The sequence below is a fragment of the Halorubellus litoreus genome (genome assembly GCF_055378595.1).
This window is the reverse complement of the sequence record NZ_AP043836.1, coordinates 1,887,027-1,912,418: the sequence shown is the minus strand read 5'-3', so window position 1 is coordinate 1,912,418 and position 25,392 is coordinate 1,887,027. Positions and strand designations below refer to the sequence as shown.

The 25,392-nt window shown below is 68.0% G+C and carries 21 protein-coding genes and 2 pseudogenes; 19 read left to right on the top strand and 4 right to left on the bottom strand.

The window, feature by feature from the left end:
• Positions 1-92: 92 nt before the first annotated feature.
• A complete protein-coding gene (locus ACZ48X_RS13710; RefSeq protein ID WP_336349179.1) occupies positions 93-3,176 on the bottom strand; it encodes a PAS domain S-box protein in 3,084 nt (1,027 codons plus the stop codon).
• A gap of 260 nt (positions 3,177-3,436) precedes the next feature.
• On the opposite strand from ACZ48X_RS13710, the gene ACZ48X_RS13705 reads away from it, so the two are divergent.
• The 4 genes and pseudogenes from ACZ48X_RS13705 to ACZ48X_RS13690 all read left to right on the top strand — a co-directional run.
• Positions 3,437-4,141 (top strand): DUF120 domain-containing protein, encoded by a 705-nt coding sequence (locus ACZ48X_RS13705; protein ID WP_336349180.1) that lies wholly within the window; start codon positions 3,437-3,439, stop codon positions 4,139-4,141.
• Complete coding sequence (ribB, locus tag ACZ48X_RS13700) at positions 4,138-4,893, top strand: 3,4-dihydroxy-2-butanone-4-phosphate synthase (RefSeq protein WP_336349181.1); 756 nt, start codon at positions 4,138-4,140, stop codon at positions 4,891-4,893. The genes ACZ48X_RS13705 and ribB overlap by 4 nt, the downstream gene beginning before the upstream one ends.
• Positions 4,894-4,979: 86 nt before the next feature.
• A complete protein-coding gene (locus ACZ48X_RS13695; protein ID WP_336349182.1) occupies positions 4,980-5,921 on the top strand; it encodes a branched-chain amino acid transaminase in 942 nt (313 codons plus the stop codon).
• Positions 5,922-6,135: 214 nt separating this feature from the next.
• Positions 6,136-6,378: pseudogene (locus tag ACZ48X_RS13690) on the top strand (type IV pilin domain-containing protein); the annotation flags it as partial.
• A 281-nt stretch (positions 6,379-6,659) separates the two neighbouring features.
• On the opposite strand, the gene ACZ48X_RS13685 reads toward ACZ48X_RS13690, so the two are convergent.
• The gene (locus ACZ48X_RS13685) at positions 6,660-7,334 is read right to left on the bottom strand and encodes a methyltransferase domain-containing protein (RefSeq protein ID WP_336349183.1); all 675 of its coding nucleotides are present in this window, start codon (positions 7,332-7,334) and stop codon (positions 6,660-6,662) included.
• 154 nt (positions 7,335-7,488) lie between these two features.
• On the opposite strand from ACZ48X_RS13685, the gene ahaH reads away from it, so the two are divergent.
• The 14 genes from ahaH to ACZ48X_RS13615 all read left to right on the top strand — a co-directional run bounded on the left by ahaH (position 7,489) and on the right by ACZ48X_RS13615 (position 21,579).
• Positions 7,489-7,821, top strand: a complete 333-nt coding sequence (ahaH, locus tag ACZ48X_RS13680) for an ATP synthase archaeal subunit H (protein ID WP_336349184.1) — start codon at positions 7,489-7,491, stop codon at positions 7,819-7,821.
• Positions 7,808-9,946, top strand: coding sequence for a V-type ATP synthase subunit I (locus ACZ48X_RS13675; protein ID WP_336349185.1), 2,139 nt, complete (start codon positions 7,808-7,810; stop codon positions 9,944-9,946). The genes ahaH and ACZ48X_RS13675 overlap by 14 nt, the downstream gene beginning before the upstream one ends.
• Positions 9,947-10,137: 191 nt before the next feature.
• The gene (locus ACZ48X_RS13670) at positions 10,138-10,407 is read left to right on the top strand and encodes a F0F1 ATP synthase subunit C (RefSeq protein WP_336349186.1); all 270 of its coding nucleotides are present in this window, start codon (positions 10,138-10,140) and stop codon (positions 10,405-10,407) included.
• Between the two features lie 22 nt (positions 10,408-10,429).
• Positions 10,430-11,017, top strand: coding sequence for a V-type ATP synthase subunit E (locus ACZ48X_RS13665; RefSeq protein ID WP_336349187.1), 588 nt, complete (start codon positions 10,430-10,432; stop codon positions 11,015-11,017).
• Entirely contained in the window at positions 11,014-12,069 is a 1,056-nt protein-coding gene (locus tag ACZ48X_RS13660; RefSeq protein ID WP_336349188.1) for a V-type ATP synthase subunit C, read from the top strand. The genes ACZ48X_RS13665 and ACZ48X_RS13660 overlap by 4 nt, the downstream gene beginning before the upstream one ends.
• On the top strand, positions 12,066-12,389 hold the full coding sequence (locus ACZ48X_RS13655; RefSeq protein WP_336349189.1) for a V-type ATP synthase subunit F: 324 nt from the start codon (positions 12,066-12,068) through the stop codon (positions 12,387-12,389). The genes ACZ48X_RS13660 and ACZ48X_RS13655 overlap by 4 nt, the downstream gene beginning before the upstream one ends.
• A 1-nt stretch (position 12,390) precedes the next feature.
• Positions 12,391-14,157, top strand: a complete 1,767-nt coding sequence (locus ACZ48X_RS13650) for an ATP synthase subunit A (RefSeq protein WP_336349190.1) — start codon at positions 12,391-12,393, stop codon at positions 14,155-14,157.
• A 2-nt stretch (positions 14,158-14,159) separates the two neighbouring features.
• Complete coding sequence (locus ACZ48X_RS13645) at positions 14,160-15,575, top strand: ATP synthase subunit B (protein WP_336349191.1); 1,416 nt, start codon at positions 14,160-14,162, stop codon at positions 15,573-15,575.
• A 193-nt stretch (positions 15,576-15,768) separates the two neighbouring features.
• Positions 15,769-17,448 carry a bacterio-opsin activator domain-containing protein gene (locus tag ACZ48X_RS13640; protein ID WP_336349192.1) on the top strand — a complete coding sequence of 560 codons (1,680 nt, stop codon included), beginning with the start codon at positions 15,769-15,771 and terminating at the stop codon, positions 17,446-17,448.
• A 72-nt stretch (positions 17,449-17,520) separates the two neighbouring features.
• Positions 17,521-18,282 carry a bacteriorhodopsin gene (locus tag ACZ48X_RS13635; protein WP_336349193.1) on the top strand — a complete coding sequence of 254 codons (762 nt, stop codon included), beginning with the start codon at positions 17,521-17,523 and terminating at the stop codon, positions 18,280-18,282.
• Positions 18,283-18,415: 133 nt separating this feature from the next.
• Entirely contained in the window at positions 18,416-19,213 is a 798-nt protein-coding gene (locus ACZ48X_RS13630) for a lycopene cyclase domain-containing protein (RefSeq protein ID WP_336349194.1), read from the top strand.
• Positions 19,210-20,256, top strand: coding sequence for a Brp/Blh family beta-carotene 15,15'-dioxygenase (locus ACZ48X_RS13625; protein ID WP_336349195.1), 1,047 nt, complete (start codon positions 19,210-19,212; stop codon positions 20,254-20,256). Before ACZ48X_RS13630 ends, ACZ48X_RS13625 begins: the two co-directional genes overlap by 4 nt.
• Positions 20,257-20,394: 138 nt before the next feature.
• Positions 20,395-21,090, top strand: a complete 696-nt coding sequence (locus tag ACZ48X_RS13620; RefSeq protein WP_336349196.1) for a V-type ATP synthase subunit D — start codon at positions 20,395-20,397, stop codon at positions 21,088-21,090.
• A gap of 93 nt (positions 21,091-21,183) precedes the next feature.
• Positions 21,184-21,579: a DUF6276 family protein gene (locus ACZ48X_RS13615; protein WP_336349197.1), complete on the top strand. Its 396-nt coding sequence runs from the start codon at positions 21,184-21,186 to the stop codon at positions 21,577-21,579.
• 337 nt (positions 21,580-21,916) lie between these two features.
• On the opposite strand, the gene prf1 is transcribed toward ACZ48X_RS13615, so the two are convergent.
• Positions 21,917-23,158 carry a peptide chain release factor aRF-1 gene (prf1, locus tag ACZ48X_RS13610; protein WP_336349198.1) on the bottom strand — a complete coding sequence of 414 codons (1,242 nt, stop codon included), beginning with the start codon at positions 23,156-23,158 and terminating at the stop codon, positions 21,917-21,919.
• Between the two features lie 274 nt (positions 23,159-23,432).
• On the bottom strand, positions 23,433-24,107 hold the full coding sequence (locus ACZ48X_RS13605; RefSeq protein WP_336349199.1) for a hypothetical protein: 675 nt from the start codon (positions 24,105-24,107) through the stop codon (positions 23,433-23,435).
• A 263-nt stretch (positions 24,108-24,370) separates the two neighbouring features.
• Here ACZ48X_RS13605 and minD point away from each other — a divergent pair.
• Positions 24,371-25,237: pseudogene (gene minD, locus ACZ48X_RS13600) on the top strand (cell division ATPase MinD); the annotation flags it as partial.
• Positions 25,238-25,392: the final 155 nt, after the last annotated feature.

The window sequence follows — 25,392 nt, the reverse complement described above, 5'->3', positions numbered from 1 at the left end:
TCCCGGTTTGCCGCGGCGCGCCGACCACGCCGAGGGTCGAGGCACGGGCGCGCTGGCGCTTCGGACGGCACGCGCCGGGGCTGCGACCGCGCTCAGTCCTCCGTGGCGTTCGCAGACCCCTCCTCGTCGGTCGCGTTCGCGGACTCGTCGCGTTCGGCGGCGAGCGGCGGGTGGGTGTCGTCGCCGGCGCGCGGGAGGACGGCGACGACGGTGCTGGCGTCGTCCTCGAACCGGAGCTCGCCATCGAACGCGTCCAGGAGCCACGTCGCGATCCAGAGGCCGAGCCCGCTCCCGTGCTCGAGTTGCGTGATGTCGCGGTCGCCGCCGACGAGCTCGCGCTCGAACTCGGGGATGCCGGGACCGTCGTCGCCGACGCGTATCTCGACGGTCGCGTCCGTGGTGGTGACGGAGACCGTGACGTCGCCCGCGCCGTGCTCGAACGCGTTCTCGACGAGGTTCTGGACGACGACCTCGAGCCGGTGGTCGGCGACGGCGGTCGCCGGGTCGGCGTCGAACGCGACGTCGCGCTCGGGGTGGTCGCTCGTCGCGTCCGCGATCCCGTTCTCGACGTGCGTGACGACGTCGACGAGCGCCGGGTCCGGCGTCTCCTCGAGCGCGCGTTCGAGCTCGCGGGCCTTGTCGCTGAGCGCGACGACCTCGTCGACGGCGTCCCGGATGCGGTCCGCGTACTCGCGTTCGTCGCTGCTCGCGGCGAGCTGGTCGACGTACCCGGAGACGAGCGTCATCTCCGTCCGGAGGTTGTGCCGGAGGATGGTGTTGAGGACCTGGAGGCGGCGTTCGCGCTCGTGCTGGGGCGTGATGTCCGTGTAGATGCCGTACCCGCGGTGGACGTCGCCGTCGAGGTACGAGATGCCGCGGAAGAGGAAGTGCCGCGTCCCCTGACTCGTCTGACGGACGATCTCGCGGGTGACGACGGTCGCTCCCTCGGATTCCACGTCGACGGTGCTGGCGTCGAGCCGCCGCGCCTCCTCGCCGCGGTCGTCCGGGACGATGAAGTCGTTGATGGACTCGCCGACGAGCTCGCGCTCGTCGTACCCGAAGACGTCCTCGAACGCGGGGTTGACGCGCTCGATCATCGGTTCACCGTCGACGAACCGGTTCTCGACGACGGGGTCGGGGAGGGACTCGAACAGCTGACGGAAGCGCGCGTTCTCGGTCTCGAGGCGAGCGCGCGTCTCCGTGAGGTCGCTGATGTCGTGGACGACGCCGACGACGGCGTCCTCGTCGTCCGCGGGGAGCGCGGCGACGTCGACGCGCACGGGGAACGGGCGTGGCGCGTTCAGGACGGTCTCGACCGAGGTTTCGGCGGCCGCGCTCTCGCGGATGGCCGCGAGCGCGGCGTCGATGGTGGCGGTTTCGGCGTCGAGGATAGCAGCGAGATGCGTTCCTTCGAGGAGCGTCCGCGGGACGTCGACGGCGGCCGCGAGCGGCGAGCTGAGGAACGCGAACCGACCGTCGTCGTCGAGGACGAACACCATGTCCTGGACGTTCTCGAGCACGGTCTCGTACCGTTCGAGGACGTGCTTTCGTTCGGCGTCGGCGAACGCGGCGGCGGCGTTCGTGACGAGGATCTCGGTGAGTTGCCGTTCGGTCTCGGTGACGGCGCGCTCGTCGTACCGCGAGGCGACGGTGAGGACGGCGTGGTCGTCGATAGGATAGTAGCGGGCGGCGGTCAGCGGCCCGATGGCGTCGTCGCCGTCGACCTCGCGTTCGACGATCTCGCCTCGCGCGAACGCTTCCCCGGGTCCGCCCTCGCCGACGCGGTACGTGGGACGGTCCGGGAGGTCGGCGTCGAGTCGGTCGGTGCTCGCGGCGACCGAGAGCGTGTCCGTCTCCGGGTCGTGAAGCCGGAGGGCGACGTAGTCGTACCCGAGGATGTCCTGCATGGCGTCGACGACGGCGTTCGCGATGGCGTCGCGGTCGGTCTCCGCGAAGAGGTTCCGCGTGGTCTCGAGGAGCCCCGTGAGTTCCGTCTCGCGACGCTTGCGGTCGCTGACGTTCTTGAAGAACACGGACAGTCCGTCCGTGGCGGGGTACGCGGCGACCTCGAACCAGGCGTCGAGGGGCTCGTAGTACTCCTCGAAGACGACCGGCGTCTGTTCGGTCATCGCGCGCTCGTAGCGCTCGCGGAACCGTTCGGCGTGAATGTCGTCGTACTCGTCCCAGATGCGTTCGCCGACGAGCGCGTCCGGGTCGGCGTCGAGGAGGCCTTCGGCGCGCTGGTTGACGTACGTGAACCGCCAGTCGTCGTCGAGCGCGAAGAACGCGTCGTCGATGCGTTCGACGACGCGCTCGTAGCGTTCGCGGGCGTCTTCGAGGTCGGCGTGATGCCGGCGGCGTTCCAGTTCGTGCTCGCAGAGTTCGACGGTGAACTCGACGAACGTCCGGTCGGCTTCGTCGAACGATTCGGTACGGGCGGGGTCGCCGGCGAAGCAGAGGCTCCCGTAGAGTTCGCCGTCGCGTTCGACGGTCCCGCCGACGTAGCAGCCGAGCCCGAAGCGCTCGTAGGGGTCGCTGTCGGGGAGGTCGGTCTCTGCGTCGGCGAGCGCGAGGAAACCGTCGTCGGTCGCGGCGGTGTACTGGCAGTAGGATTCGGGGAGTGGCGCGACCGCGCCCGTCTGGAGGTCAGGGTGGTTGCCGATGGCGGTCGTGACGTGCTGTTCGTCGCCCTCGAACCGCGTGAGGAAGCCGTACGGTAGATCGAGGCGTTCGCAGCCGACGTCGAGGAGCCGTTCGACGATGGTCTCGAAGTCGTCCGCTGGTTCGGTGACGGCGTCGTGCAGTCGCCGATACCAAGCCTGGTCGACGGTCGGTTGCCTGTCGAGGTGCGCGTCGAGGCGGGCGGCGAGGTCGTCGGCGTGCGTGCAGTAGCCGGTGGCGCCGCGTGCGCTGACGGCGGACGCGTACTCGCCGTCTGGCTCGGGCGACCGGGCGATGACGGGGGCGTCGGTCGCGTCGACGACGGCTTCGAGCGCGTCGAGCCGCCAGTCGTCGGCCGTGGCGTCGTGGACGACGCCGTCCACGTCGATGCGGTCGAGGACGTCGAGTGCGGTCGCTGCGTCCGTCGCGTAGTGGACGTCGTACGATGTGCTCTCGAGGGTCGGTTCGTGCTCGCTGGTCGTGACGTGGAGGACGTTCGCTGTCGTCGATTGCACCGGTCTGTTTCCCCCGACTCAGGCGGCATGGTCGGTGCCTGCGTCGTTGCCGCTACTGAGACGCCGACGATAATAAACGCTCTTGCCACCGGTTCGACAGCACCTGCGTGGACCGACGCGTTTAAGCGAGGAGCGCGCAAACTCTCAACTCGAGTCTCGTTCCTGCGGTCGCGTCACGCTCACGGAACGCACCCCATAACAGAATCGGGACGCATACCGTATTCGTTATGCTTATCCGGGGTGGGTTCGAACCTACTCGTATGCAAGAGACCACGTCCGACGTCGGGCACGACGAGGTCGCCGTCGCCAAACGCCTCGCGATGGACGGCGCCCTCACCGGCGAGGTCAAGACGACCTGCACGACCCTCGCCGAGCAGCTCGACGCCTCCACGCAGACCGCCTCCCGACGCCTGCAACGCCTCGAGACGGCGGGCTGGGTGACCCGCGAGACCGTCAGCGACGGCCAGTGGGTCGCGCTCACCGACGCGGGCGAACGCGGCCTCCGCCGCGAGTACGAGGACTACCGCAGCATCTTCGAAGGCCACAGCACCGTCGAACTCGAAGGGCGCGTCACCAGCGGCATGGGCGAAGGCCGTCACTACATCACCCTCCCCGGGTACATGGCGCAGTTCGAGGAGCGCCTCGGGTACGAACCGTTCCCCGGCACGCTGAACGTCGACCTCACCGACGCGAGCGTCCGCCGCCGCCGCGCGCTCGACGCGATGGACCCCGTCCCCATCGACGGGTGGGAAGACGACGACCGCACGTACGGCCCCGCGGTCTGCTATCCCGCGACCGTCGAGACCGCCGACGGCGACGTCCACGAGACCGTCCACACCATCGCCCCCGAACGCACCCACCACGACGACGACCAGCTGGAACTCATCGCGCCCGAGAAGCTCCGGGACGTCCTCGACCTCGAAGACGACGACCACGTCACCGTCACCGTGGAGGGCACGCAATGACCCACACCGACCACGCGACACCGACCGCCGAGGACGCCGGCGACGACGCCGCGACGGGCGACGGGGACGCGACAACGAACGACGAGAGCGCAGGCGGTGCGGTCGACGCGGCCATCGACGCGTTCGCGCGCGGCGACCCGGTCTGCATCCACGACGCCGCCGACCGCGAGGGCGAGACCGACATCGTCTACCCCGCGAGCGGCGTCGACGCCGACGCCGTCCGCCGCATGCGGAACGACGCCGGCGGCCTCGTCTGCGTCGCGCTCGCCGACGACGTCGCCGCCGCCTACGACCTTCCGTTCGCGCAGGACGTCATCGACCACGACCTCGCCGCCGACCACGACCTCCAGTACGACGACCGTTCGTCGTTCTCCCTCACCGTGAACCACGTCGACACCTTCACCGGTATCACGGACGACGACCGCGCACTCACCATCACGCGACTCGCCGACGCCGCCGCCGACGCCCGCGCCGGCGACGCCGCCGCGTTCGACTTCGCGAGCGAGTTCCGCGCACCCGGTCACGTCCACCTGCTGCGCGCCGCCCCCGACCTCACCGCCCAGCGCGAAGGCCACACCGAGCTCGCGCTCGAACTCGCCGACGCCGCCGGCGTCGAACCCGCGGCCGTCGTCTGCGAGATGCTCGACGACCAGACCGGCGGCGCAACCACACCGAGCGACGCCCGCGCGTACGCCGACCGCGAAGGCATCCCCTACGTCGAAGGCAGCGACCTCGTCGCCGCACTCCGCTGACCGACCGCGGAGACGGCCGACGTCGGATACTTTTGCGCGAACCGAAACCGGGTACACTCTTATCCTAGGCACTCAATTCGTCGACTATGGCTGGCTTCGACGAGATGGACGTCGACACGATCTGGATGGACGGCGAGTACGTGGACTGGGACGACGCGCAGATTCACGTCCTCACGCACGGCCTCCACTACGGGAGCGGCGTCTTCGAGGGCGCGCGCTGCTACGATACCGAGAACGGCCCGGCGCTCTTCCGCTGGGAGGAGCACGTCGACCGACTCTACGAGTCCTGCAAGCCGTACGACATGGAGATCGACCACGAGCCCGAGGAGATCACGGAGGCGACGAAGACGCTCATCCGCGAGCAGGATCTCCGGTCGTGCTACGTCCGCCCGATCGCGTTCTACGGCTACAAGAGCCTCGGCGTGTCGCCCGGTGACTGCCCGACGCGCACCGCGATCGCGTGCTGGCCGTGGGGGACGTACCTCGGCGAGGACGCGCTCGAGAACGGCATCGAAGTGATGGTTTCGTCGTGGCGCAAGCACGCGTCGAGCCAGATTCCGACGAACGCGAAGACCACCGGCCTCTACGTGAACAGCATGCTCGCCGGCGAGGAGGCCCGCCGGAACGGCTACCCCGAAGCGATCGTCCTCAACAAGGAGGGGAACGTCGCCGAAGGACCCGGCGAGAACCTCTTCATGGTGAACGACGGCGAGATCTACACGCCCGGCCTCTCTGAGAGCATCCTCGACGGCATCACGCGCGACACCGTCATCACGCTTGCCGAAGAACGCGGGTACGAGGTCCACGACAACGTCTCCGTCTCCCGCGGCGAACTCAACACCGCCGACGAACTGTTCTTCACGGGGTCGGCGGCAGAGGTCACGCCCATCCGGAAGGTCGACAACGTCACCATCGGGAACGGGACCCGCGGACCCGTCACCGAGGAACTCCAGCAGGCGTACTTCGACCTCGTCGAAGGCCGTACGGACGACCACGAGGAGTGGTTCACGTACGTCGATATGGACTGACGGACCGCACAAGCATCCGGCGGCCTCCAGGCCGCCGTTTCCTCCTGCCTGCCTGACTCCACGAGCATCCGGCGGCCTCCAGGCCGCCGTTTCTTCGGGCGGTGACTGACGCTACGGGGAGTGGGTATCGTGCACGTTTGACGTTCGACTCGTTCGTGGCTGGAGTCCGTTTCGGCACCGAGGGTTCAAGTGCGGAGCCGCGGCCACGGTCGGCGTGCCTTCGGTCAGTCCAGCGGACGTTCGCGCGGTCAGTCCCGCGGTCGGCGTCGTCCTCGTCGTCGCGTTGACGGTCGTGCTCGCGAGCGGCGTCGCCGTCGCGTTCGCCGTCGGCGTCGCCCCCCAGGAGCCCGCGCCGAACGCACGCATCGGGCTCGGCGTCGACGCCGCAAGCGACGAACTGGTCCTCGAACACCGCGGCGGTGACGCGCTCGACGTCGCCGACCTGCGTGTCGTCGTGACCATCGACGGCAGTCGCCTCGCGCACCAGCCGCCGGTGCCGTTCTTCGCAGCCGTCGGGTTCGAGCCAGGTCCCACGGGGCCGTTCAACCGCGGGTACGACGGCGCGTGGACCGCCGGTACGACCGCGTCGGTCGCGCTCGCGAGCACGAACGACCCCGCGATTTCGCCCGGGGACCGCGTCGTCGTCGCCGTCTACGCCGCCGACGCGCTCGTCGCGCGCGCCAGCGCAACCGCTCGCCGAGCGAGAATGACCGGGAGAACCACGTTGCGTCCGAACCCTCAGGCGTCCGCCTCGACCTCTGACGTCGCCGTCGCGGACGCGTCAGCGTCCTCGTCGTCCGGGACGCGCGCGACCGTCGTGATGGCGATGTCCGGGTCGTACGACGGCCCCATCAGGCGATGCGTGACGTCCTCGAACCCGGCGTCGTGGAACATCCGGTCCGCCTCGTCCTCGTCGTAGAACAGCATGATGGCGTCCGCGAGCTTCTGGAAGAGGCTCGACTTCGGGTAGTTCGGGCCGACGACGAGCACCTGTCCGCCGGGCTTGCAGACGCGGCGGAACTCCCGGAGCGTCTCGACGGGATTCGGCCAGTACTCGATGCTCCCGCTCGACCACACCACGTCGAACGCGTCGTCCTCGAACGGCAAACGCTCCGCGTCACCGAGATGGAACCGGACGTCGCCGTGCTTCCCGAACTTCGCGTACGCCTTCTCCAACTGGTGAGGACTCTGGTCGAGGCCAACGACCTCGTCGACGACCTCCAGCAAGCCCTCCGTCGCGAACCCCGTCCCACACCCGACGTCCAGCACGCGGTCGTCGCGCTCGATGTCCAGCATCCCGATCGCTTCCGTCCGCATCTCCTCGTTCCAGATGAACGGGTTGATCGTGTCGTACACCTTCGAGAGGTACTTGTAGAACAACCGCGCTCGCGCTTTGTCTTCGAGGACTCCCATTGCTCGCGCTTCGAGCGGCGCGACCAAAGTATTGCTGATTCCGGCCACAGCGCGACCGTGGAAGTCCCGGCGAGACGACCGCTGCGCCGGAATCCCGCGACTGCCTTTCGCAACTACCAAATAGGCGCTGTTGTAACTCTCGAACGTTCATACCATGCCGAGGCCAGAGGTTCTCGAACGCATCAAGACGGCCGAAGGAGAGGCCGACGACATCATCGCGGAGGCCGAGGCCGACCGCGAGGAACGCATCTCCGACGCCCGCGAACGTGCCGAAGACATCCGGCAGGAGGCCGAAGAAGAGGCGCGAGCGCTCGAGGCGGACCGCCTCGAGGACGCCCGCGAAGAGATAGAGACCGAGCGCGAGCGCATCCTCGAGGACGGCGAGGAAGAACGCGAGCGCCTCCGGTCTCGCGCCGAGGGCAGAGTCGACGACGTCGTCGACTTCGTCCTCGAGCGCTTCACGGAGGAGGTACATGCTCAGACCTGAGCGGATGAGTAAGGTCTCGGTGACGGGGTCCAAGGCGGTCATGGACGACGTCATCGAGGCAGTTCACGAACTGAACCTCGTCCACCTCAGCAACTACGACGGCTCCTGGGAGGGCTTCGACAACGGCGACCCGGTCGAGGGCGCCGAGGAGGCCTCCGAGAAGCTCGTGACGGTTCGGTCGCTCGAGAACATCCTCGAGGTCGACGCCGCGGACGCCGGCCCGAGCCGCATCGTCACCGAGGAAGCGCTCGAGGAGGAACTCGAGGAGGTCCGCCAGGAGGCGAACCGGCTCGACGACCGCCGCGACGAACTCGAGGACGAGCTCCGCGACGTCGAGGAGCAGGTCGATTCGATGGCGCCGTTCGCGACGCTCGGGACGCCCCTCCATCTCCTCTCCGGCTACGACAGTCTCGAGGTTCGCGTCGGCGAAGGCGACGCCGACGGCGTCCGCGAGGCGCTCCGCGGTGCCGCGGTCGTCCGCGAGTTCGAGGTCGAGGAGGAAGATGGCGTCGTCGCCGTCTACGTCTACCCCGAGTCGAACGCCCGCGAGGACTTCCTCGACGACCTCCTCGTCGGCGTCGACTTCACGACCATCGACGTCCCCGAGGACGCTGAAGGGAATCCCTCGGAGTACGTAGAGGAGCTCCGGCATCGCAAGCAGCGTCTCGAGTCGAAGCTGAACACGGTCGAGGACGAGCTCGACGACCTCCGCCTGGAGGTCGCGAGCTTCCTGCTCGCCGCCGAGGAACGCCTGAGCATCGACGTGCAGCGCTCGGAGGCGCCGCTACAGTTCGCGACGACCGAGAACGCGTTCATCGCCGAAGGCTGGATTCCGACCGACCGCGTGGATTCGCTGCGCGCGGCCGTCGGTGACGCCGTCGGCGACCGCGCGGACGTCGAGGAGCTGGAGCGCGCTGACTACGACCAGCACGGCGAACCCGAGCACACGGAAGCCGTCACGGACGGCGGCAGTGCGGTGTCGATGGACGAACAGCCGCCGACGGTGATGGAGAACGACGCGCTCTCGAAGCCGTTCGAGCCGCTGACGAAGATGGTCGGCGTCCCGAAGTACTCCGAGATCGACCCGACGATGATCATCATGCTGACGTTCCCGTTCTTCTACGGGTTCATGATCGGGGACCTCGGGTACGGTATCCTCTACACCGCCGCCGGGTACGGTATCTACAGCAAGTTCGAGTCCGAGATCATCAAGGGCATCGGCGCTATCGCGATGTTCGCGGGCGGCTTCACGATGCTGTTCGGCGTGCTGTACGGCGAGATATTCGGGATGCACGTCCTCGGCGAGGTCCTGTTCGGTGACGCCGGGCCGCCGCTGCACAAGGGCCTCCAGCCCGCGTTCGGCTACTACGCGCGGTCGTTCCTCGTGCTGAGCCTCGTCGCCGGTATCGTCCACATGACCGTGGGCTTCTGGTTCGGGTTCTGGAACGACCGGAGTCACGGCCTCGTGGACGCGTTCACGCACAACCTCGCGTGGTGGTTACTGATGGTTGGCGTCTGGGGATGGATGTTCAGTAACACCTTCATCGACCAGAAGCGCGACATCCTGTTCGCGCCGCTCGCAGAGGCGCACATCCTGTCGTCCGCCAGCGGCCTGCCCGCGAGCGTCGGCTGGGCGAGCCTCTTCGGACTCGGGTTCGTCGGCATCGCCGGCATCCTCTACGGCGAGTACCAGGAGTACGGCTTCATCGGACTCATCATCGGGCTGCTGGAGACGCCGAACGCGCTCGTGAACGTCCTGTCGTACATCCGGATGGCGGGCGTGCTGCTCGCGAAGGCCGGGATGGCGCTCGTCGTCAACCTCCTGTTCTGGGGGGCATACCAGTACGAGGGCGAGATCCACTACATGACGAGCTACGGTCCGGAAGGCGTCGAACACGGCGAGATCCTGTTCGGCGGCCTCGTCCACGGCGGCGTGGCGTTCGCCGTCCTCGGCGTCGTCATCTTCGTCGTCGGGCACCTGCTCGTCCTCATCCTCGGCGTGACGAGCGCCGGCCTGCAGGGCGTGCGTCTCGAGTTCGTCGAGTTCTTCAACAAGTTCTACGAGGGTGGCGGTCGCGCGTTCGAGCCGTTCGGGTACGAGCGCGAGCACACGACCGAGGACTGACCTCGCCACCGCTCCTTTCGTTCGCGCAACACGTCCCAGCGGTCTCGCCGGTCGAGACCGAAAACGTCTTTATATCTGCCTCCGGTTTTTCACGGTTATACAGCCGGTACTGCCCGATTTCTTTGGGAAGTTTTATGGGTGCGCTGTGGCCAGTACGACCTGTCTGGTAGACACGGAGGACTACGCAAACTATGATGGAACTCGCAGAACACGTACTCAATCTCGGTGTTGCACTGCAGGAGACAACGGGCAGTTCGTCGCCCGCCCTCGAAAAGCCCGCCGCTGCCGCGATCGGCATCGGCCTCGCCGCACTCGGCTCCGGGTACGCCGAGCGTGGTATCGGCGCAGCCGCCATCGGCGCGCTCGCCGAGGACTCGATCTCCACTGGTATCGCTATCCTGATGACGGTCCTGCCCGAGACGCTCGTCATCCTGGCGCTCGTCCCGCTGTTCGTCGGGTAATCAACCGCTTCGTTTTCCCACAATGAGTCTGGATACAGTCGTTGAGGACATCCGGGACGAAGCCCGCGCGCGTGCGGAAGAGATACGAGCGGACGCTGAAGCGGAGGCTGACGAGATCGTCGAGCAGGCGGAAGCGGACGCCGAGGAGACGATCGAGGAGGCGAAGCGCGCGGCGGAACGAACGGTCGAACAGGAGCGAGAACAGAAGCTCTCCAGCGCGAAGCTCGAAGCGAAGCAGATGCGTCTCGAGGCTCGTCGCGACGTCCTCGAGGACGTCCGCGAGCGCGTCGAGGATGCGCTCGCGTCGATGGAGGGCGAGCGCCGCGAGGAACTCACGGCCGCACTCCTCGACGCTGCGAGCGTCGAGTTCGAGGACGAGGAGAGCGTGAGCGTGTACGGTCGCGAGGACGACCAGGACCTGCTCGCCGACGTGGTCGCGGACTACGACGGCTACGAGGTCGCTGGCGTCCACGACTGCCTCGGTGGCGTCGTCGTCGAAGCCGACGAGAGTCGGGTTCGCGTGAACAACACGTTCGACTCCCTCCTGGAGGACGTCTGGGAGGACAACCTCAGAGACATCAGTAACCGGTTGTTCGACGAGGAAGAATGAGCAGCGCACAGGGAGCCAATCCGGAGTACGTGAACGCGCGCATCCGGGCCCGCCGTGCGAAGCTGTTCGACGACGAGGACTACCGGAAGCTCGTCCGGATGGGACCGAGCGAGATCTCTCGGTACATGGAGGAGTCCGAGTACGAGGCGGAGATGAACGCGCTCGGGTCGCGTCACAGCGGCGTGGACCTCATCGAGTACTCGCTGAACCGGAACCTCGCGGAGAACTTCGAGGACATCCTCGATTGGGCCGGTGGGAGTCTCTACGAGCAGATCGCGTCGTACCTGCGGAAGTTCGACGCGTGGAACGTCAAGACCGTGCTTCGCGGTATCTACTCGGACGCGCCGCGCGACGAGGTCGCGTCCGACCTCATCCGCGCGGGCGAGTTCGACGACCGCTTCCTGGAGCGCTTGCTGGACGCGCAGTCCATCGAGGGCGTCGTCGAGCTGCTCGACGGCACGATCTTCGAGAGCGGCATGGAAGCGGCGTTCCCCGAGTACGAGGAGACGGACGTCCTCGTGCCCCTGGAGAACGCCGCGGACCGTGCGTTCTACGAGAACCTCATCGCGGAGCTCGGCGACTACGAGCCCGACAGTGCACTCGCGCTGTACGCGGGGTTCCTGAAGGCCGAGATCGACTTCCGGAACGCGCGGAACGCGCTCCGGCTCGCGCGAAGCGGCGCGGACCTCGACCCCGCGGAGTACTACATCGAGGGCGGTGACCTGTTCTCGGAAGGACAGCTGTCGTCGCTCGTGTCGAGTTCGAGCGAGCTCGTGTCCGTCATCCGCGACAGCGAGTACGGTGACGAACTCGGGCAGGCGCTCGCGGAGCTCGAGGACGCGGACAGCCTCATCGGGTTCGAGCGTGCGCTGGACGCGGCACTCCAGGAGTACGCCGACCACCTGAGTCACGTGCACCCGCTCTCGATCACGCCCGTGCTCTCCTACGTCATCGCGAAGGAGCGCGAGGTCAACAACATCCGCGCTATCGCGCGCGGACGGGAGGCCGGGTTGAGCGAGGACGAGATCGAGAAGGAGCTGGTCACGATATGAGTCAGGAGATCGCCGTCATCGGGACGCCGGACTTCACGACGGGGTTCCGGCTCGCTGGCGTCCGGAAGTTCCACAACGTCGAGGACGGTGACGACGTGGAGGCGCTGGACGACGCGGTCCGCGAGGTCGCGCGCGATCAGGACGTCGGCATCGTCGTGATGCACGACGAGGACGTCGCGAAGTTGTCCCGGGAGCCGCGGAGTATCGTGGATACGAGTATCGAGCCGACGTTCGTGACGCTCGGCGGTGGTGCGGGCTCGAGCGGGCTGCGCGAGCAGATCAAGCGAGCGATCGGTATCGACCTGATGGACGAGGACTAATATGAGTCAAGCAACAGACACTGACGTCCGCGAGGACGGCCAGATCGAGAGCGTGAGTGGTCCGGTCGTGACCGCCACGGACCTCGGAGCCCGGATGAACGACGTCGTCTACGTGGGCGACGAAGGGCTGATGGGCGAGGTCATCGAGATCGAAGGGAACCTGTACACGATTCAGGTGTACGAGGAGACGTCTGCGGTCGCGCCGGGTGAGCCCGTCGAGAACACGGGCGAGCCGTTGAGCGTCGACCTCGGGCCGGGGATGCTGGACACCATCTACGACGGTGTGCAGCGTCCGCTGGACGTGCTCGAGGAGAAGATGAACTCGGCGTTCCTCGACCGTGGCGTCGACGCGCCGGGTATCGACCTGGAGAAGACCTGGGAGTTCGAGCCGACCGTCGAGGAAGGCGACGAGGTCGAGGCGGGTGACGTGATCGGGGTCGTCGACGAGACGGTCACGATCGAGCACAAGGTCATGGTCCCGCCGGACTACGAGGGTGGCGAGGTCGTCGCCATCGAGGCGGGGAACTTCACGGTCGAGGAGCCGGTTGCGGAGCTCTCCTCGGGCGAGGAGGTCCAGATGCGCCAGGAGTGGCCGGTCCGTGAGGCCCGTCCTGCTGGCGACAAGCAGACGCCGACGACGCCGCTGGTCTCCGGGCAGCGTATCCTGGACGGCTTGTTCCCGCTCGCGAAGGGCGGGACGGCGGCGATTCCGGGACCGTTCGGCTCCGGGAAGACGGTGACCCAGCAGAGTCTGGCGAAGTTCTCTGACGCGGACATCGTCGTCTACATCGGGTGCGGTGAGCGTGGGAACGAGATGACGGAGGTCATCGACGACTTCCCGGAGCTCCCGGACCCGCAGACGGGGAACGCCCTCATGGCGCGCACCTGTCTCATCGCGAACACGTCGAACATGCCGGTTGCGGCCCGGGAGTCCTGCGTGTACACGGGTATCACCATCGCGGAGTTCTACCGCGACATGGGGTACGACGTGGCGCTGATGGCGGACTCGACGAGCCGCTGGGCGGAGGCGATGCGCGAGATCTCCTCGCGTCTCGAGGAGATGCCCGGCGAGGAGGGCTATCCGGCCTACCTCGCGGCGCGCCTCAGCCAGTTCTACGAGCGTGCGGGGTACTTCGAGACCGTGAACGGTCGCGAGGGCTCCATCTCGGTCATCGGCGCGGTGTCGCCGCCGGGTGGGGACTTCTCCGAGCCGGTCACGCAGAACACGCTCCGTATCGTGAAGACGTTCTGGGCGCTGGACGCCGACCTCGCGGAACGGCGTCACTTCCCGGCTATCAACTGGGACGAGTCCTACTCGCTGTACAAGGACCAGCTCGACCCGTGGTACCGCGACAACGTCGCGGAGGACTTCCCGGAGATCCGCCAGTGGGCGGTCGACATCCTCGACGAGGAGGGCGAACTCCAGGAGATCGTCCAGCTCGTCGGGAAGGACGCGCTCCCCGAGGACCAGCGCCTCATCCTGGAGGTCGCGAAGTACCTCCGCGAGGCGTGGCTCCAGCAGAACGCGTTCATCGAGGTGGACCAGTACTGTCCGCCCGAGAAGACCTACCGCATCCTGCAGGCGATCAAGCACTTCAACGACGAGGCCGCCGAGGCGCTCGACGCTGGCGTGCCGGTCGAGGAGATCCAGAACGTGGATGCGGCACCGAAGCTGAACCGTATCGCGTCGACCGAGGACGACGAGGTCCCCGAGTTCGTGGACGACCTCGAGGAGTCCCTGTCGAACCAGCTGCGTGAACTCTACTGACCATGAAGGAATACCAAACAATCACGGAGATCTCCGGTCCGCTCGTGTTCGCGGAGGTCGACGAGGCCATCGGTTACGACGAGATGGTCGAGATCGAGACGCCCGGCGGCGACACGCGCCGCGGGCAGGTGCTGGAGTCCAGCGAGGGCCTGGTCGCGATCCAGGTGTTCGAGGGAACCTCTGGTATCGACATGGATTCGTCCGTTCGGTTCCTGGGCGAGACGATGAAGATGCCCGTGACCGAGGACCTCCTCGGGCGCGTGCTCGACGGGTCCGGGAACCCGATCGACGGTGGCCCGGACATCGTTCCGGAGGAGCGGCGCGACATCGTCGGTGAGGCGATCAATCCGTACGCTCGCGAGTACCCCGAGGAGTTCATCCAGACGGGTGTCTCGGGTATCGACGGCATGAACACGCTCGTTCGCGGCCAGAAGCTCCCGATCTTCTCGGGGTCCGGTCTCCCGCACAACGACCTGGCGCTCCAGATCGCGCGGCAGGCGACGGTCCCGGAGGAGTCCGAGGGCGGCGACGACGACGAGGAGTCGGAGTTCGCGGTGATCTTCGGCGCGATGGGTATCACGCAGGAGGAGGCCAACGAGTTCATGGCTGACTTCGAGCGCACCGGTGCGCTCGAGCGCTCGGTGGTCTTCATGAACCTCGCGGACGACCCCGCAGTCGAGCGGACGGTCACGCCGCGACTCGCGTTGACGACCGCGGAGTACCTCGCGTTCGAGCACGGCTATCACACGCTCGTCATCCTCACGGACATGACGAACTACTGTGAGGCGCTGCGCGAGATCGGTGCGGCGCGCGAGGAGGTCCCGGGCCGTCGTGGCTACCCGGGGTACATGTACACGGACCTGGCGCAGATCTACGAGCGTGCGGGTCGCATCAAGGGCGTCGAGGGGTCGATCACGCAGATCCCGATCCTGACGATGCCCGGCGACGACGACACGCACCCGATCCCGGACCTGACGGGGTACATCACGGAGGGCCAGATCGTGATGGACCGCGACCTGAACAGTCAGGGACTGAAGCCGCCGGTGAACGTCCTGCCGTCGCTGTCGCGCCTGATGGACGACGGTATCGGCGAGGGCTTCACGCGCGCGGACCACGCGGACGTCTCCGACCAGATGTACGCGGCGTACGCGGAAGGTGAGGACCTCCGTGACCTCGTGAACATCGTCGGTCGCGAGGCACTCAGCGAGCGCGACAACAAGTTCCTGGACTTCGCGGACCGCTTCGAGGCGGAGTTCGTCGACCAGGGCTTCCAGACGGACCGGTCGATCGACGAGACGCTCGACATCGGCTGGGAGTTGCTGTCGATGCTCCCGAAGACGGAGCTGAACCGCGTCGACGAGGAACTCATCGAGGAGCACTACGTCGAGGACGTCGGCGAGGAAGTCGCCGCGGACTGACTGCGGTCGCGCGCTCTCTCGGTTTCTCTCGTTCTCTGGTCGTCGACGAGCGACTGCAATCGGTTGGTTCGTGGGTTGTGGTGGGTAACTGGTCGGGGTGTAGGGACTTGGTTGGTCGTGTCGTACGTTGGGTATGCGAGCGCACGAGAGCCGTCGGTCGGGTCGGGTTGTCCTGGCGGATGGTGGGTCGAGCGTGTTCGAGGAGGAGCCGGTGCCGTCCCGGCGCGAGGCGGCGCGTGCGGTCCCGGTGACGGAGGCGGTCAAGCAGCAGGCGATGGACGCGGCGCCGGTCGGCATCACCCTCACCGATCCGTCGCTCCCGGATAACCCGCTGGTGTACGTGAACGACGCGTACGAGCGCATCACGGGGTACAGTCGGGAGGACGTCATCGGGCGGAACTGTCGGCTCCTGCAGGGGCCGGAGACGCGGGAGGCGCCGGTCGCGAAGATGCGGGCGGCGGTCGCCGAGGCGGAGCCGGTGACGGTGACGTTACGGAACTACCGGAAGGACGGCGAGTTGTTCTGGAATCGCGTCGAGCTGGCGCCCTTGTTCGACGACGACGGCGAGGTCGCGTTCTACGTCGGGTTCCAGTTGGACGTGACGCGTCGGAAGCACGCGGAGCGGGCGGCGCGGGAGCGGGCGCGCGCGTACCGCGACGAGCGGATGGCGTTGGAGGCGGTGCTGAGTCGCGTCGACGGGTTGCTCGCTGACGTGTCGGCGACTGTCGTGCAGGCGTCGACGCGCGAGGAGTTGCAGGCGCAGGTGTGTCGGTGCGTGGCGAGTACGCCGGAGTACGCGTTCGCGTGGGTCGGCGAGTACGGGTTGTCCGGTGAGACCGTCGACCCCGTCGTGGGGTTCGGTGGGGAGGCGGGTGCGCCCCGGCGCGTGGACGAGGTGTCGCTGTCGTTCGACGACGACGACCCGGTGGTGGCGGCGGTTGCGTCGAACGCACTCCAGTTGCGGGACGCGAGCGAGTGCGTGGGCGGACGTCTGCACGGCCCGGAGTGGCCGGACCGCTACGGGTCGGTCGCGGTCGTCCCGCTCTCGTACGGTGACGTGACGTACGGCGTGCTCGCGGTGTACGCGGACGAGGAGGGCGCGTTCGACGAGCACGAGCGCGTGGTGCTGGCGTCCGTGGGGCGGACGGTGGCGACGGCGATCAACGCGGTGGAGTCCCACGAGCGCGTGGTGGCGGATGGCGTCGCGGAGGCGCGGTTGGACGTCTCGGGGTCGGAGCTGTTCCCGGTGGTGCTCGCGGCGGGCCGCGAGTGCGAGGTCTCGTTCGCGGGTGCGGAGGTCGCGAACGGCGAGGTGTCGGTGCTGTGGGACGTGTCCGGTGTCGACGCGGCGACCGTGTTGGAGACGGCCGCGGAGTTCCCCGAGTTGTCGACGTCCGTGGTGGTGGACGGCGAGGACGGGTGTCTGGTGTCGATGACGGGGTCGATGGGCGAGCTCGTCGAGGGGCTTGCGGCGCGGGGTGTCGAGGTAACGTCGCTCTCGGCGGACGGCGATGGGGCGTCGCTCGTCCTGTCGATCCCCGCGGGCTGCGATGGGCGTGACGTGGTGTCGACGGTCCAGTCGCGGTTCCCGGGGGCGACGCTTTCGGCGTACCGGTCGGGCGAGCGGTCGGTTCGGACGCGTCGCGAGTTCGTCGCGGCGCTGGACGCGGACCTCACGGACCGGCAGCGGGCGGCGCTCGTTCGAGCGCACGCGGCGGGGTTCTTCGAGACGCCGAGAGCGGTCAGCGGGGAGACGCTCGCGGCGTCGATGGGCGTGTCGACGTCGACGTTCCACGAGCATCTGCGGGCGGCGCTCGGGAAGGTCGTGGGCGAAGTCGTGGACGGCATCGCCCCGACCGACGGTCCCTTATAAAGACTGGTCGGGAGGGTCGGAAATTTCCGGTGGTGGAGTTAGTTCGGTCCCTCGCATACGTGTTGGTGTAGCATGGCATCACCAGGAGGCGAAGCACTGTGGCTGTGGATCGGCACCGCGGGAATGTTCCTCGGGATGGTGTACTTCATCGCCCGGGGTTGGGGCGTAGAGAACGAGAGACGACAGAAGTTCTACATCGCGACGATATTCATCACCGCGATCGCGTTCGCGAACTATCTCGCGATGGCGCTCGGGTACGGGTTGACGACAGTCGTCGTCGGTGGGGAGGAGATCCCCATCTACTGGGCGCGATACACGGACTGGCTGTTCACGACCCCGCTACTCCTGTACGACCTCGGGCTGCTAGCGGGCGCTGACCGGAACACCATCTACACGCTCGTCGGCCTCGACGTCGCGATGATCGGGACCGGCGCGGTCGCGACCCTCACGGGCGACCTCCAGGGTGCCGCGCTCTCCACGGGCGCGCAGCGACTCATCTGGTGGGGCGTCAGCACGGCGTTCCTGCTCGTGCTCCTCGTGTTCCTCTTCCGGAACCTCACCCAGCAGGCTCGGAACCTCTCGGGCGAAGCGCAGTCGAAGTTCCGGCTGTTACGGAACATGCTGACCGTCATCTGGCTCGTCTACCCCGTGTGGTGGCTTATCGGAACGGAGGGCGTCGGCGCGGTCGGACTCGGCATCGAGACGGCCGGGTTCATGGTCCTGGACCTGGTCGCGAAGGTCGGGTTCGGGTTCATCCTCCTGTCGAGCCACGCGATCCTCGACGAGGCCGACACCGCTTCCGAAGCACCGAGCGGCGCGACCACGGCGGACTGACACTACCGCGACGCGGTTTTTTCGTACCCGAAGTCATCATGCACTCGATACACTCGTCCGGCGGACGTTCGCCTCGTGGCGTCCAGGGTCACCCAGGTCACTCGCCTCGCGCCCGTCCCTGGGGTGAGTGCGCGTGACCGACGCGCTCACGTACGTCGTCTTCCACCTGGCGTTCGTGGTGCCGGCGCTCGCGGCAGTCGCCGTCCTCCGGCGGGTGCGCGGCCTGGACGAGTGGACGCGAACGCTGAAGGTCGGGACGCCGGTCGTCGTCGTGCTCGCGGTCGCGTACACGACGCCGTGGGACAACTACCTCGTCGCACGCGGCGTGTGGACGTACGGCGAGGGGACGGTGCTCGCGCGACTGTGGTGGGCGCCCGTCGAGGAGTACGCGTTCTTCGTCCTCCAGTCGATCCTCACGGCGCTGTGGGTGGGGAGTCTCGGGCTCGTCGACGTCTCCGGCGCCAGCATCTCGCGTCGCCAGCGCGTCGCGGGCGCGCTCACCGCCGCCGCCGTCACGGCACTCGGGCTGGCGTGGGTGCTCCAGGGCGGCCAGACGCTGTACCTCGGCGCCATCCTCGCGTGGGCCGGCCCCGTCCTCGGCGTCCAGTGGGCGTTCGGCTGGCCGGCCCTCGTGCGCGCCCGGAAGACGTTCCTCCTCGGCGTGCTCGCGCCGACGCTATACCTCTGCGTCGCCGACCGCGTCGCGATCGACGCGGGCGTCTGGACGCTCTCGGAGACCTACACCACGGGCGTGCTCGTGCTCGGGCTCCCCGTCGAGGAGGGCCTGTTCTTCCTCGTGACGAACGTCTTCGTCGTGCAGAGCCTCGTCCTCCTCCGGTGGGTGTACGCCGCACCCGCCGCCGCCGTCCCCGCACCGCTCCGCCGGTTCGTTCGCCCCCGAACGACCCGTGGCGAGGGCGTGCCACGATGACCGAGAGCGGCTATCGCGCCCGGTCGTCGACGTCCTCGGGCGTCCGCGACCGGCTCGTCGCGCTCGCGCTCCTCCCGTCGTGGGTGGTCGTCGGCGTCCTCGCGGTCGCGTTCGCCGCGGGCGTCGACCGACCACCGCTCGTCGTCCAGCTCGTCCCGCTCGTCGCGAGCGTCGTCCTGTTCGGACTCCCACACGGCGCCGTCGACCACCTCGCGCTCGCACGAACCGGCGGCCGGCCAGCGACGCGCGCCCACCAGCTCCGCGTCGGCGCGCTCTACGCCGTCGTCGGTGGGGCGTACGCCGTCGCGTGGTTCGTCGCCCCGGTCGCGGCCGCGGTCGCGTTCGTCATCCTGACGTGGGCGCACTGGGGCCAGGGCGACATCTACCCGCTCGTCGCGCTCTTCGACGGCCGGCACCCGCACGGGCGCGTCCAGCGCGCGCTCACCGCCGCGGTCCGCGGCGCGCTCCCCATGACGATACCGCTCGTCGCGTTCCCCGGCCAGTACGAGCGCGTCCTCGGGTGGTTCGTCGCCCCGTTCGGCGCGTCGACCGACGCCATCGGGTGGCTGTTCACCGCCGACACCCGCCTCGCCGTCGCCGCCGGCGTCGGCGCACTCTCCGTCCTCGCGCTCGCGAACGGCTACCGCGCCGACGGCGCCACCACCGCGTGGGTCGTCGACGTCGCCGAGACCCTCGTCCTCTGGGCCTTCTTCCTCCTCGTCCCCCCCATCCTCGCCGTCGGCGCGTACTTCTCCGCGTGGCACGCACTCAGGCACGTCGCGCGCCTCGTCGCCGTCGACGACACCGCAAGCGCCGCGCTCGAACGCGGGAACACCACCGGCGCGCTCGCCGCGTTCGCCCGCGACGCCGCCCCCCTCACCGCGGGCGCACTCCTCGTCCTCGCCGCACTCGCCGCACTCGCCCCCGCCACGCCCACCACCCTCCCCGGCCTCGTCGGCGTCTACCTCGTCGGCATCGCCGTCCTCACCCTCCCGCACGTCGTCGTCGTCACCGGGATGGACCGATACCAGGGCATCTGGTAGCACGCTCGCGAACCCCCTCGAAGCCCCCGGGACCCGCGACCGGGCCGCTGGCGAACGTTGCCGCGAGCGGCCCGCTCGCACGCTCACACCCGCTGGAATCGTAAAGGGTTAACAGGCTGGCTACGCAACTGGCGCGTAATGGCCAAGGACGTCAAGCCGACTCGGAAGAACCTCATGGCGATCGAGGACCGCATCGAGCTCTCCGAGCGCGGCCACGACACGCTCGAGCAGAAGCGCGACGGGCTCATCATGGAGTTCATGGACATCCTCGACAAGGCCCAGGACGTCCGCGGCGGCCTGGAGCAGGATTACCAGACCGCCCAGAAGAAGATCAACATGGCGCGCGCCATGGAAGGCGACGTCACCGTCCGCGGCGCCGCCGCCGCACTCAAAGAGCACCCCGAGATCACGACCGAGTCGAACAACATCATGGGCGTCGTCGTCCCCCAGATCGAGTCCTCGAAGGTCAAGAAGAGTCTCGACGAGCGCGGCTACGGCGTCCTCGGCACCTCCGCGCGCATCGACGAGGCCGCGGAAGCGTACGAGGACCTGCTCGAGTCCATCATCCTCGCCGCGGAGGTCGAGACGGCGATGAAGAAGATGCTGAAGGAGATCGAGACGACCAAGCGCCGCGTGAACGCGCTCGAGTTCAAGCTCCTCCCCGAACTCTACGACAACCAGGAGTACATCGAGCAGAAGCTCGAGGAGCAAGAGCGCGAGGAGATCTTCCGCCTGAAGAAGATCAAGGACAAGAAGGAAGCCGAGGAGAAAGCCGAGGAGGAAGCCGCGCGGGAAGCGGAAGCGGCGGAGACCGAGACCGTCGACGCGGACTGAATCGAGAGACCGAGACCGTCGACGCTGACTGACCCAGGGATTCGGGGCGTCTCGCAGACTAGTTTTTAGGCGGTCGGGCGTGTCGGGGTGATTATGCAATGCTCCGAGTGTCGTGGTGACGTGACTGCGTTCGAGGTGCCTGCGGACCTGCGCGAGTTCGCGCCGGGTGACGCGGCGACGATCTGCACGCAGTGCCTGACGGTGTCCGCGGCGAATCCGGCGAACGCACAGTCGGCCGACGAGGTGCGATTCGAGGACATCGTGGAGTCGTTCCCGCCCGGGACGGCGGGCGTGCGGATGGCGCTCGTCGTGGGGATGCTGTCGTCGCTGGCGTTGAACCGCTCGAACATCGAGACGGTCGTCGAGGACCTCGCGGCGGACGGCGTGGACGCGATGCTGATACTGGAGGACCTCGAGAACGAGGGGTCGCTCCAGCCGCGTGTCGCTATCGGCCGTCGCCGCAAGCAACTCGAGCAGCTCATGGAGTAAGTCGGCGACCGCGACGAGGTCGATATCGCCAGCTCACCCCGACCGCACCGGTAGATACAAGTACTGGTTTTCGCGGTGCGTGCATCCGGTCGGTGCGTGACGATTTACCCGTGCTCGACCTACGGGGCCGTGTCGTTCGGCGCGTCGGCGGAGTCCGCCCGCCAACGGGCAACACACTCACCACGGGGGAATCGGCGGTCTTGATTTGACACGGTCCCGTCGTCGACGTCGAACGCGTCGCCAGGTCCGGGAGGCAAACACCTCTCAAGCTGGCGTTCGAGTATGAGGACGGCGAGAACGAGGAGTCAGCCGACCGCTCGACCGTCGTTCGACGCGATCAGACGCCGGTCTCGTACCGGAGCAAGCCAGCGATACCACCGAACGCGTTGAGGAGCTGTTCGCCCTTCTCGAAGTCCGTGGAGATGAACTTCGTCTCGGTGCCGCGCTGGTCGGCGATCGCCATCAGGAACTCGATGACGTCCTCGCGTTCCTCCAACTCGGCAGTCGACCCGTCTTCGCACTCGTGACTCGGCGTCGCCTTCCGCGCGTCGAAGGTCTCGTACTCCTCGGTGTTCCCGCAGTCGAAGACGGCGACGTCCTGCCGGAGGTCCTCGCTGATGAGGAGCGTCTCGACCGACCCCATGACGAGGTTCTGGCGCGTCGGCTCGAACCCGTACGTCGCCTTGTTCCCGTCGTGGAGTTGCTTGAAGAACCGTTCCATGAGGTCCTTGTCCTCCATGATCTCGGCGTCCGCGAGCACTTCGTCCGCGGCGTCGACGAGGTCGTAGAGGCCGGATTCGTCGGTGTACGCGACGTCGAACTTCCCGAGCACCGAATCCTGGAGTTCGTGGTGGAGGTAGTCGCCGTCGAGGAACTCGTCCTTCGTCGGACTGGGGCCGCCGACGAGCACGCCGTCGAGCTCGTGGCGTTCGGGGACGAACAGCTCGTTGGCCATCTCCGCGACCTCCTGGTAGAAGTTGTCGATGGCTTCCAGCCGGAGGCGCGCGAACCGCTGGGCGGACTGGCCACCTTTGCGCTGTTTCCCCGGGACGAGCGAGCTCGCTGACTTGACGGGTTCGACGCGCTTCCCGCGGAGCCACCCGACGTTCGCCTCGCGGCGGTCGAGGACGACGAGCCCGTAGAGGCCCTGGTCGGCGAGCATGTGCTCGAGTGGTTCGGTGAGGAACTCGCTGTCGCAGTGGTACCGGAACGACTCCACGGGTTGCGGTGGCGACTCCAGCACCTCGGTCTTCATGTCGGTCTGGCCGCCGCCGGAGTCGATGGCGCCCGAGAACAGCACCATCCCGTTCTCCGGCGGGTCCTTGTAGTACTTCAGTCGCGCTTTCAGCGACGACAACGCGTCCTGGACGGCGGTCCGCGTCTGTTTGGATTTGATGTTCGACGCTTCGCTGTGCTCCTGGGTGATGTGCGCGACGACGTCCGAGATCCGGCGATCCTCCGGGACGTAGATCGTGACGAGTTGCGTTCCTGATCCCTCGTGGGCCTGCAGGTCCTCGATGACCTTCTGGAACTCGTACTTCTTCCGGTCGGACTGTTCCTCGCCCTCTTGCTGACTCATTGGATATAAATCACCGACGTGCGCGTAAGTAACTGTTCCTTGTCCGCGAAACGGTCGCACGGCCACGCTCGCGGCCGTGTGCGCCACAGCGGGCGCTGTCGGAATCGACCGCAGCCATCGCGCGTAGTGGTGTCAGCAGCCACCACGTCCGTCCCGGTGTGGCTGTCGCTGTCGAGGACGGGGACTCGAAGAAACGAGGTCGATTACAGCGTGGGTCGGGGCCGCGGGGAGGCGTCAGCGGGGGGCGTCAGCCGCGGGGGTCGCACGGCGTCGGTCACGCGTCGGCGTCGTCGCCGGCGAGGAACGAGACGACGGCGTTGACGAGGCCGTTCTCGTTCGCGTTCTCGCTCGCCTGCTCCTGACCGGTCGCGCTCGCGTTCGCACCCGCGTCAGCGTTCGCCTCGGCGTCCGCGTCAGCGTTCGCGCCTGCCTCGGCGTCAGCGTCGACCTTCGCGTCCGCGTCGGCGTCGGTGTCCGCACTCGCGTTCGCCGCCTCGTCGTCGTCGCCGCCGACGACGCTGGAGAGGGCGTCACCGAGCGAGTCGTGCTCGCGCTCGCTCTCGTTCGCGCCGAACCAGTCCGCGATGGTGGACTGGACGGTCTTGGCGGTGTCGCTGGCCTGCTCGGGGAGCGACCGGTCGCTCGCGCCGTTCGCCGGGACGTCGACCGGCGCGTTCGCGCCCGGCTCGGCCTCGCTGTCGCCCTCGTCATCCTCGCGCTCCATCTCGTCCTCGTCGCTCTCGGCCGCGTCGTCGTCGTCAGCGCGGTCCGCGGGCGGCGCGTCGTCGCTCGCGCCCGCGCCGTCGGATTCGTTCGCGGCGTGATCGTCGCCCGGGAGGGCGTCGGCCGCGGTCTGTCCAGACGTCGATGCTGCCGGCGTGGCCGCGACCGCTCCCGCGCCCACGACGAGCACGGCGAGGACGGCCGCGACGAGTTGCGTCGATTTCATGGGTCGTTGCACTCGAAGCCAGTGCTCGGAGTCACTTGAAGGGGGAACGCCGTTCTGGACAGTTCGAGCGTTTCAGGCGCTCTGAACCGAGTTTCGGCGGTTCTGAACGACGTGAACGGGCGTGAACGACGCGAGAACCGCGCGTCGTGAACGCGCCTGAAGCGAGTGAACGACGACCGCGACGAGCGAGCCACGGGGACCCGTGCGAGAGGATGCCGCGCGAACCACCATTTATTACTCCACCAGCACTGTATCGACTCGTAATGAGTACGCAGGAGACGGTGTACGCCATCGCGAGTGGGAAGGGTGGCGTCGGGAAGACGACGACGACGGTGAACCTGGGCACGGCACTGGCTGGCGTCGGCAATCGCGTCGTCATCGTCGACGTGGACCTCGGCATGGCGAACCTCGCCGGGTTCGTGAGTCTCGACGCAGGCGGGACGTCGCTGCACGACGTCCTCGGCGGGTCCGCGACCGTCGACCAGGCGACGTACGAGCTCGCGAACGGGATCTGGGCGATCCCGAGCGGCGTCGACCTCGACGGGTACGCGGACGTCGCGACAGAGGAACTGACGAGCGTCGTCGCGGACCTCCGCGAGCGCTTCGACTTCGTCCTCCTGGACGTCGGCGCGGGCGTGAGTCACGAGACGGTGCTCCCGCTCGGGCTCGCGGACGCGACGCTCCTGGTGTCGACGACGGAGCCGGCGGCGATACAGGACGCGACGAAGACCGTCGACCTCGTCGGGCGCGCCGGCGGCACCGTCGGCGGGATGGTGGTGACGCGAACGCGCCCGAACGAGCCGGTTTCGCCCGAGGACGTCGCGGAGAAGGTCGGGACCGACCTCCTCGTTGCAGTACCCGAGGATCCGAAGGTCCGCGAGAGCGTGCACGCGGGGACGCCGCTGGTCGTGCACGAACCGAAGTCGCCGGCGGCGCAAGCGTACCGGTACCTCGCCGCGCGCCTGCTCGGGCAGGCTGACGACGACGACCGGCCGCAGTTCGGCGCGGAGAACGAGGGGACCGCGGCCGCGAGCGAGTCGGCTGGCACCGAGCGCGACGACGCGACCGACGACGGCGACGTGGCGTCGGCGGACGACGTGTCGAGCGCTATCAGCGAGGTGGACGCGGAGGACGGTGACGGCGACCGCGTCGACATCCCGGACGCGGACGCGGACTACGGCGCGCGGAGCGCGGCCGACGAGCACGTCGAGCGCGCGCTCGCCGACCGCGACGGCGACGCGGAGCGCGCGGGCGAACCCGCGACCGACGGCGGTCGCGACGACGA

What these genes read in the sequence shown, in the direction of transcription:
- ACZ48X_RS13705 (WP_336349180.1), top strand. Translation starts at nt 3,437, where the DNA reads ATGCAAGAGACCACGTCCGACGTCGGGCACGACGAGGTCGCCGTCGCC.
- ribB (WP_336349181.1), top strand. Translation starts at nt 4,138, where the DNA reads ATGACCCACACCGACCACGCGACACCGACCGCCGAGGACGCCGGCGAC.
- ACZ48X_RS13695 (WP_336349182.1), top strand. Translation starts at nt 4,980, where the DNA reads ATGGCTGGCTTCGACGAGATGGACGTCGACACGATCTGGATGGACGGC.
- ACZ48X_RS13685 (WP_336349183.1), bottom strand. Translation starts at nt 7,334, where the DNA reads ATGGGAGTCCTCGAAGACAAAGCGCGAGCGCGGTTGTTCTACAAGTAC.
- ahaH (WP_336349184.1), top strand. Translation starts at nt 7,489, where the DNA reads ATGCCGAGGCCAGAGGTTCTCGAACGCATCAAGACGGCCGAAGGAGAG.
- ACZ48X_RS13675 (WP_336349185.1), top strand. Translation starts at nt 7,808, where the DNA reads ATGCTCAGACCTGAGCGGATGAGTAAGGTCTCGGTGACGGGGTCCAAG.
- ACZ48X_RS13670 (WP_336349186.1), top strand. Translation starts at nt 10,138, where the DNA reads ATGATGGAACTCGCAGAACACGTACTCAATCTCGGTGTTGCACTGCAG.
- ACZ48X_RS13665 (WP_336349187.1), top strand. Translation starts at nt 10,430, where the DNA reads ATGAGTCTGGATACAGTCGTTGAGGACATCCGGGACGAAGCCCGCGCG.
- ACZ48X_RS13660 (WP_336349188.1), top strand. Translation starts at nt 11,014, where the DNA reads ATGAGCAGCGCACAGGGAGCCAATCCGGAGTACGTGAACGCGCGCATC.
- ACZ48X_RS13655 (WP_336349189.1), top strand. Translation starts at nt 12,066, where the DNA reads ATGAGTCAGGAGATCGCCGTCATCGGGACGCCGGACTTCACGACGGGG.
- ACZ48X_RS13650 (WP_336349190.1), top strand. Translation starts at nt 12,391, where the DNA reads ATGAGTCAAGCAACAGACACTGACGTCCGCGAGGACGGCCAGATCGAG.
- ACZ48X_RS13645 (WP_336349191.1), top strand. Translation starts at nt 14,160, where the DNA reads ATGAAGGAATACCAAACAATCACGGAGATCTCCGGTCCGCTCGTGTTC.
- ACZ48X_RS13635 (WP_336349193.1), top strand. Translation starts at nt 17,521, where the DNA reads ATGGCATCACCAGGAGGCGAAGCACTGTGGCTGTGGATCGGCACCGCG.
- ACZ48X_RS13625 (WP_336349195.1), top strand. Translation starts at nt 19,210, where the DNA reads ATGACCGAGAGCGGCTATCGCGCCCGGTCGTCGACGTCCTCGGGCGTC.
- ACZ48X_RS13620 (WP_336349196.1), top strand. Translation starts at nt 20,395, where the DNA reads ATGGCCAAGGACGTCAAGCCGACTCGGAAGAACCTCATGGCGATCGAG.
- ACZ48X_RS13615 (WP_336349197.1), top strand. Translation starts at nt 21,184, where the DNA reads ATGCAATGCTCCGAGTGTCGTGGTGACGTGACTGCGTTCGAGGTGCCT.
- prf1 (WP_336349198.1), bottom strand. Translation starts at nt 23,158, where the DNA reads ATGAGTCAGCAAGAGGGCGAGGAACAGTCCGACCGGAAGAAGTACGAG.
- ACZ48X_RS13605 (WP_336349199.1), bottom strand. Translation starts at nt 24,107, where the DNA reads ATGAAATCGACGCAACTCGTCGCGGCCGTCCTCGCCGTGCTCGTCGTG.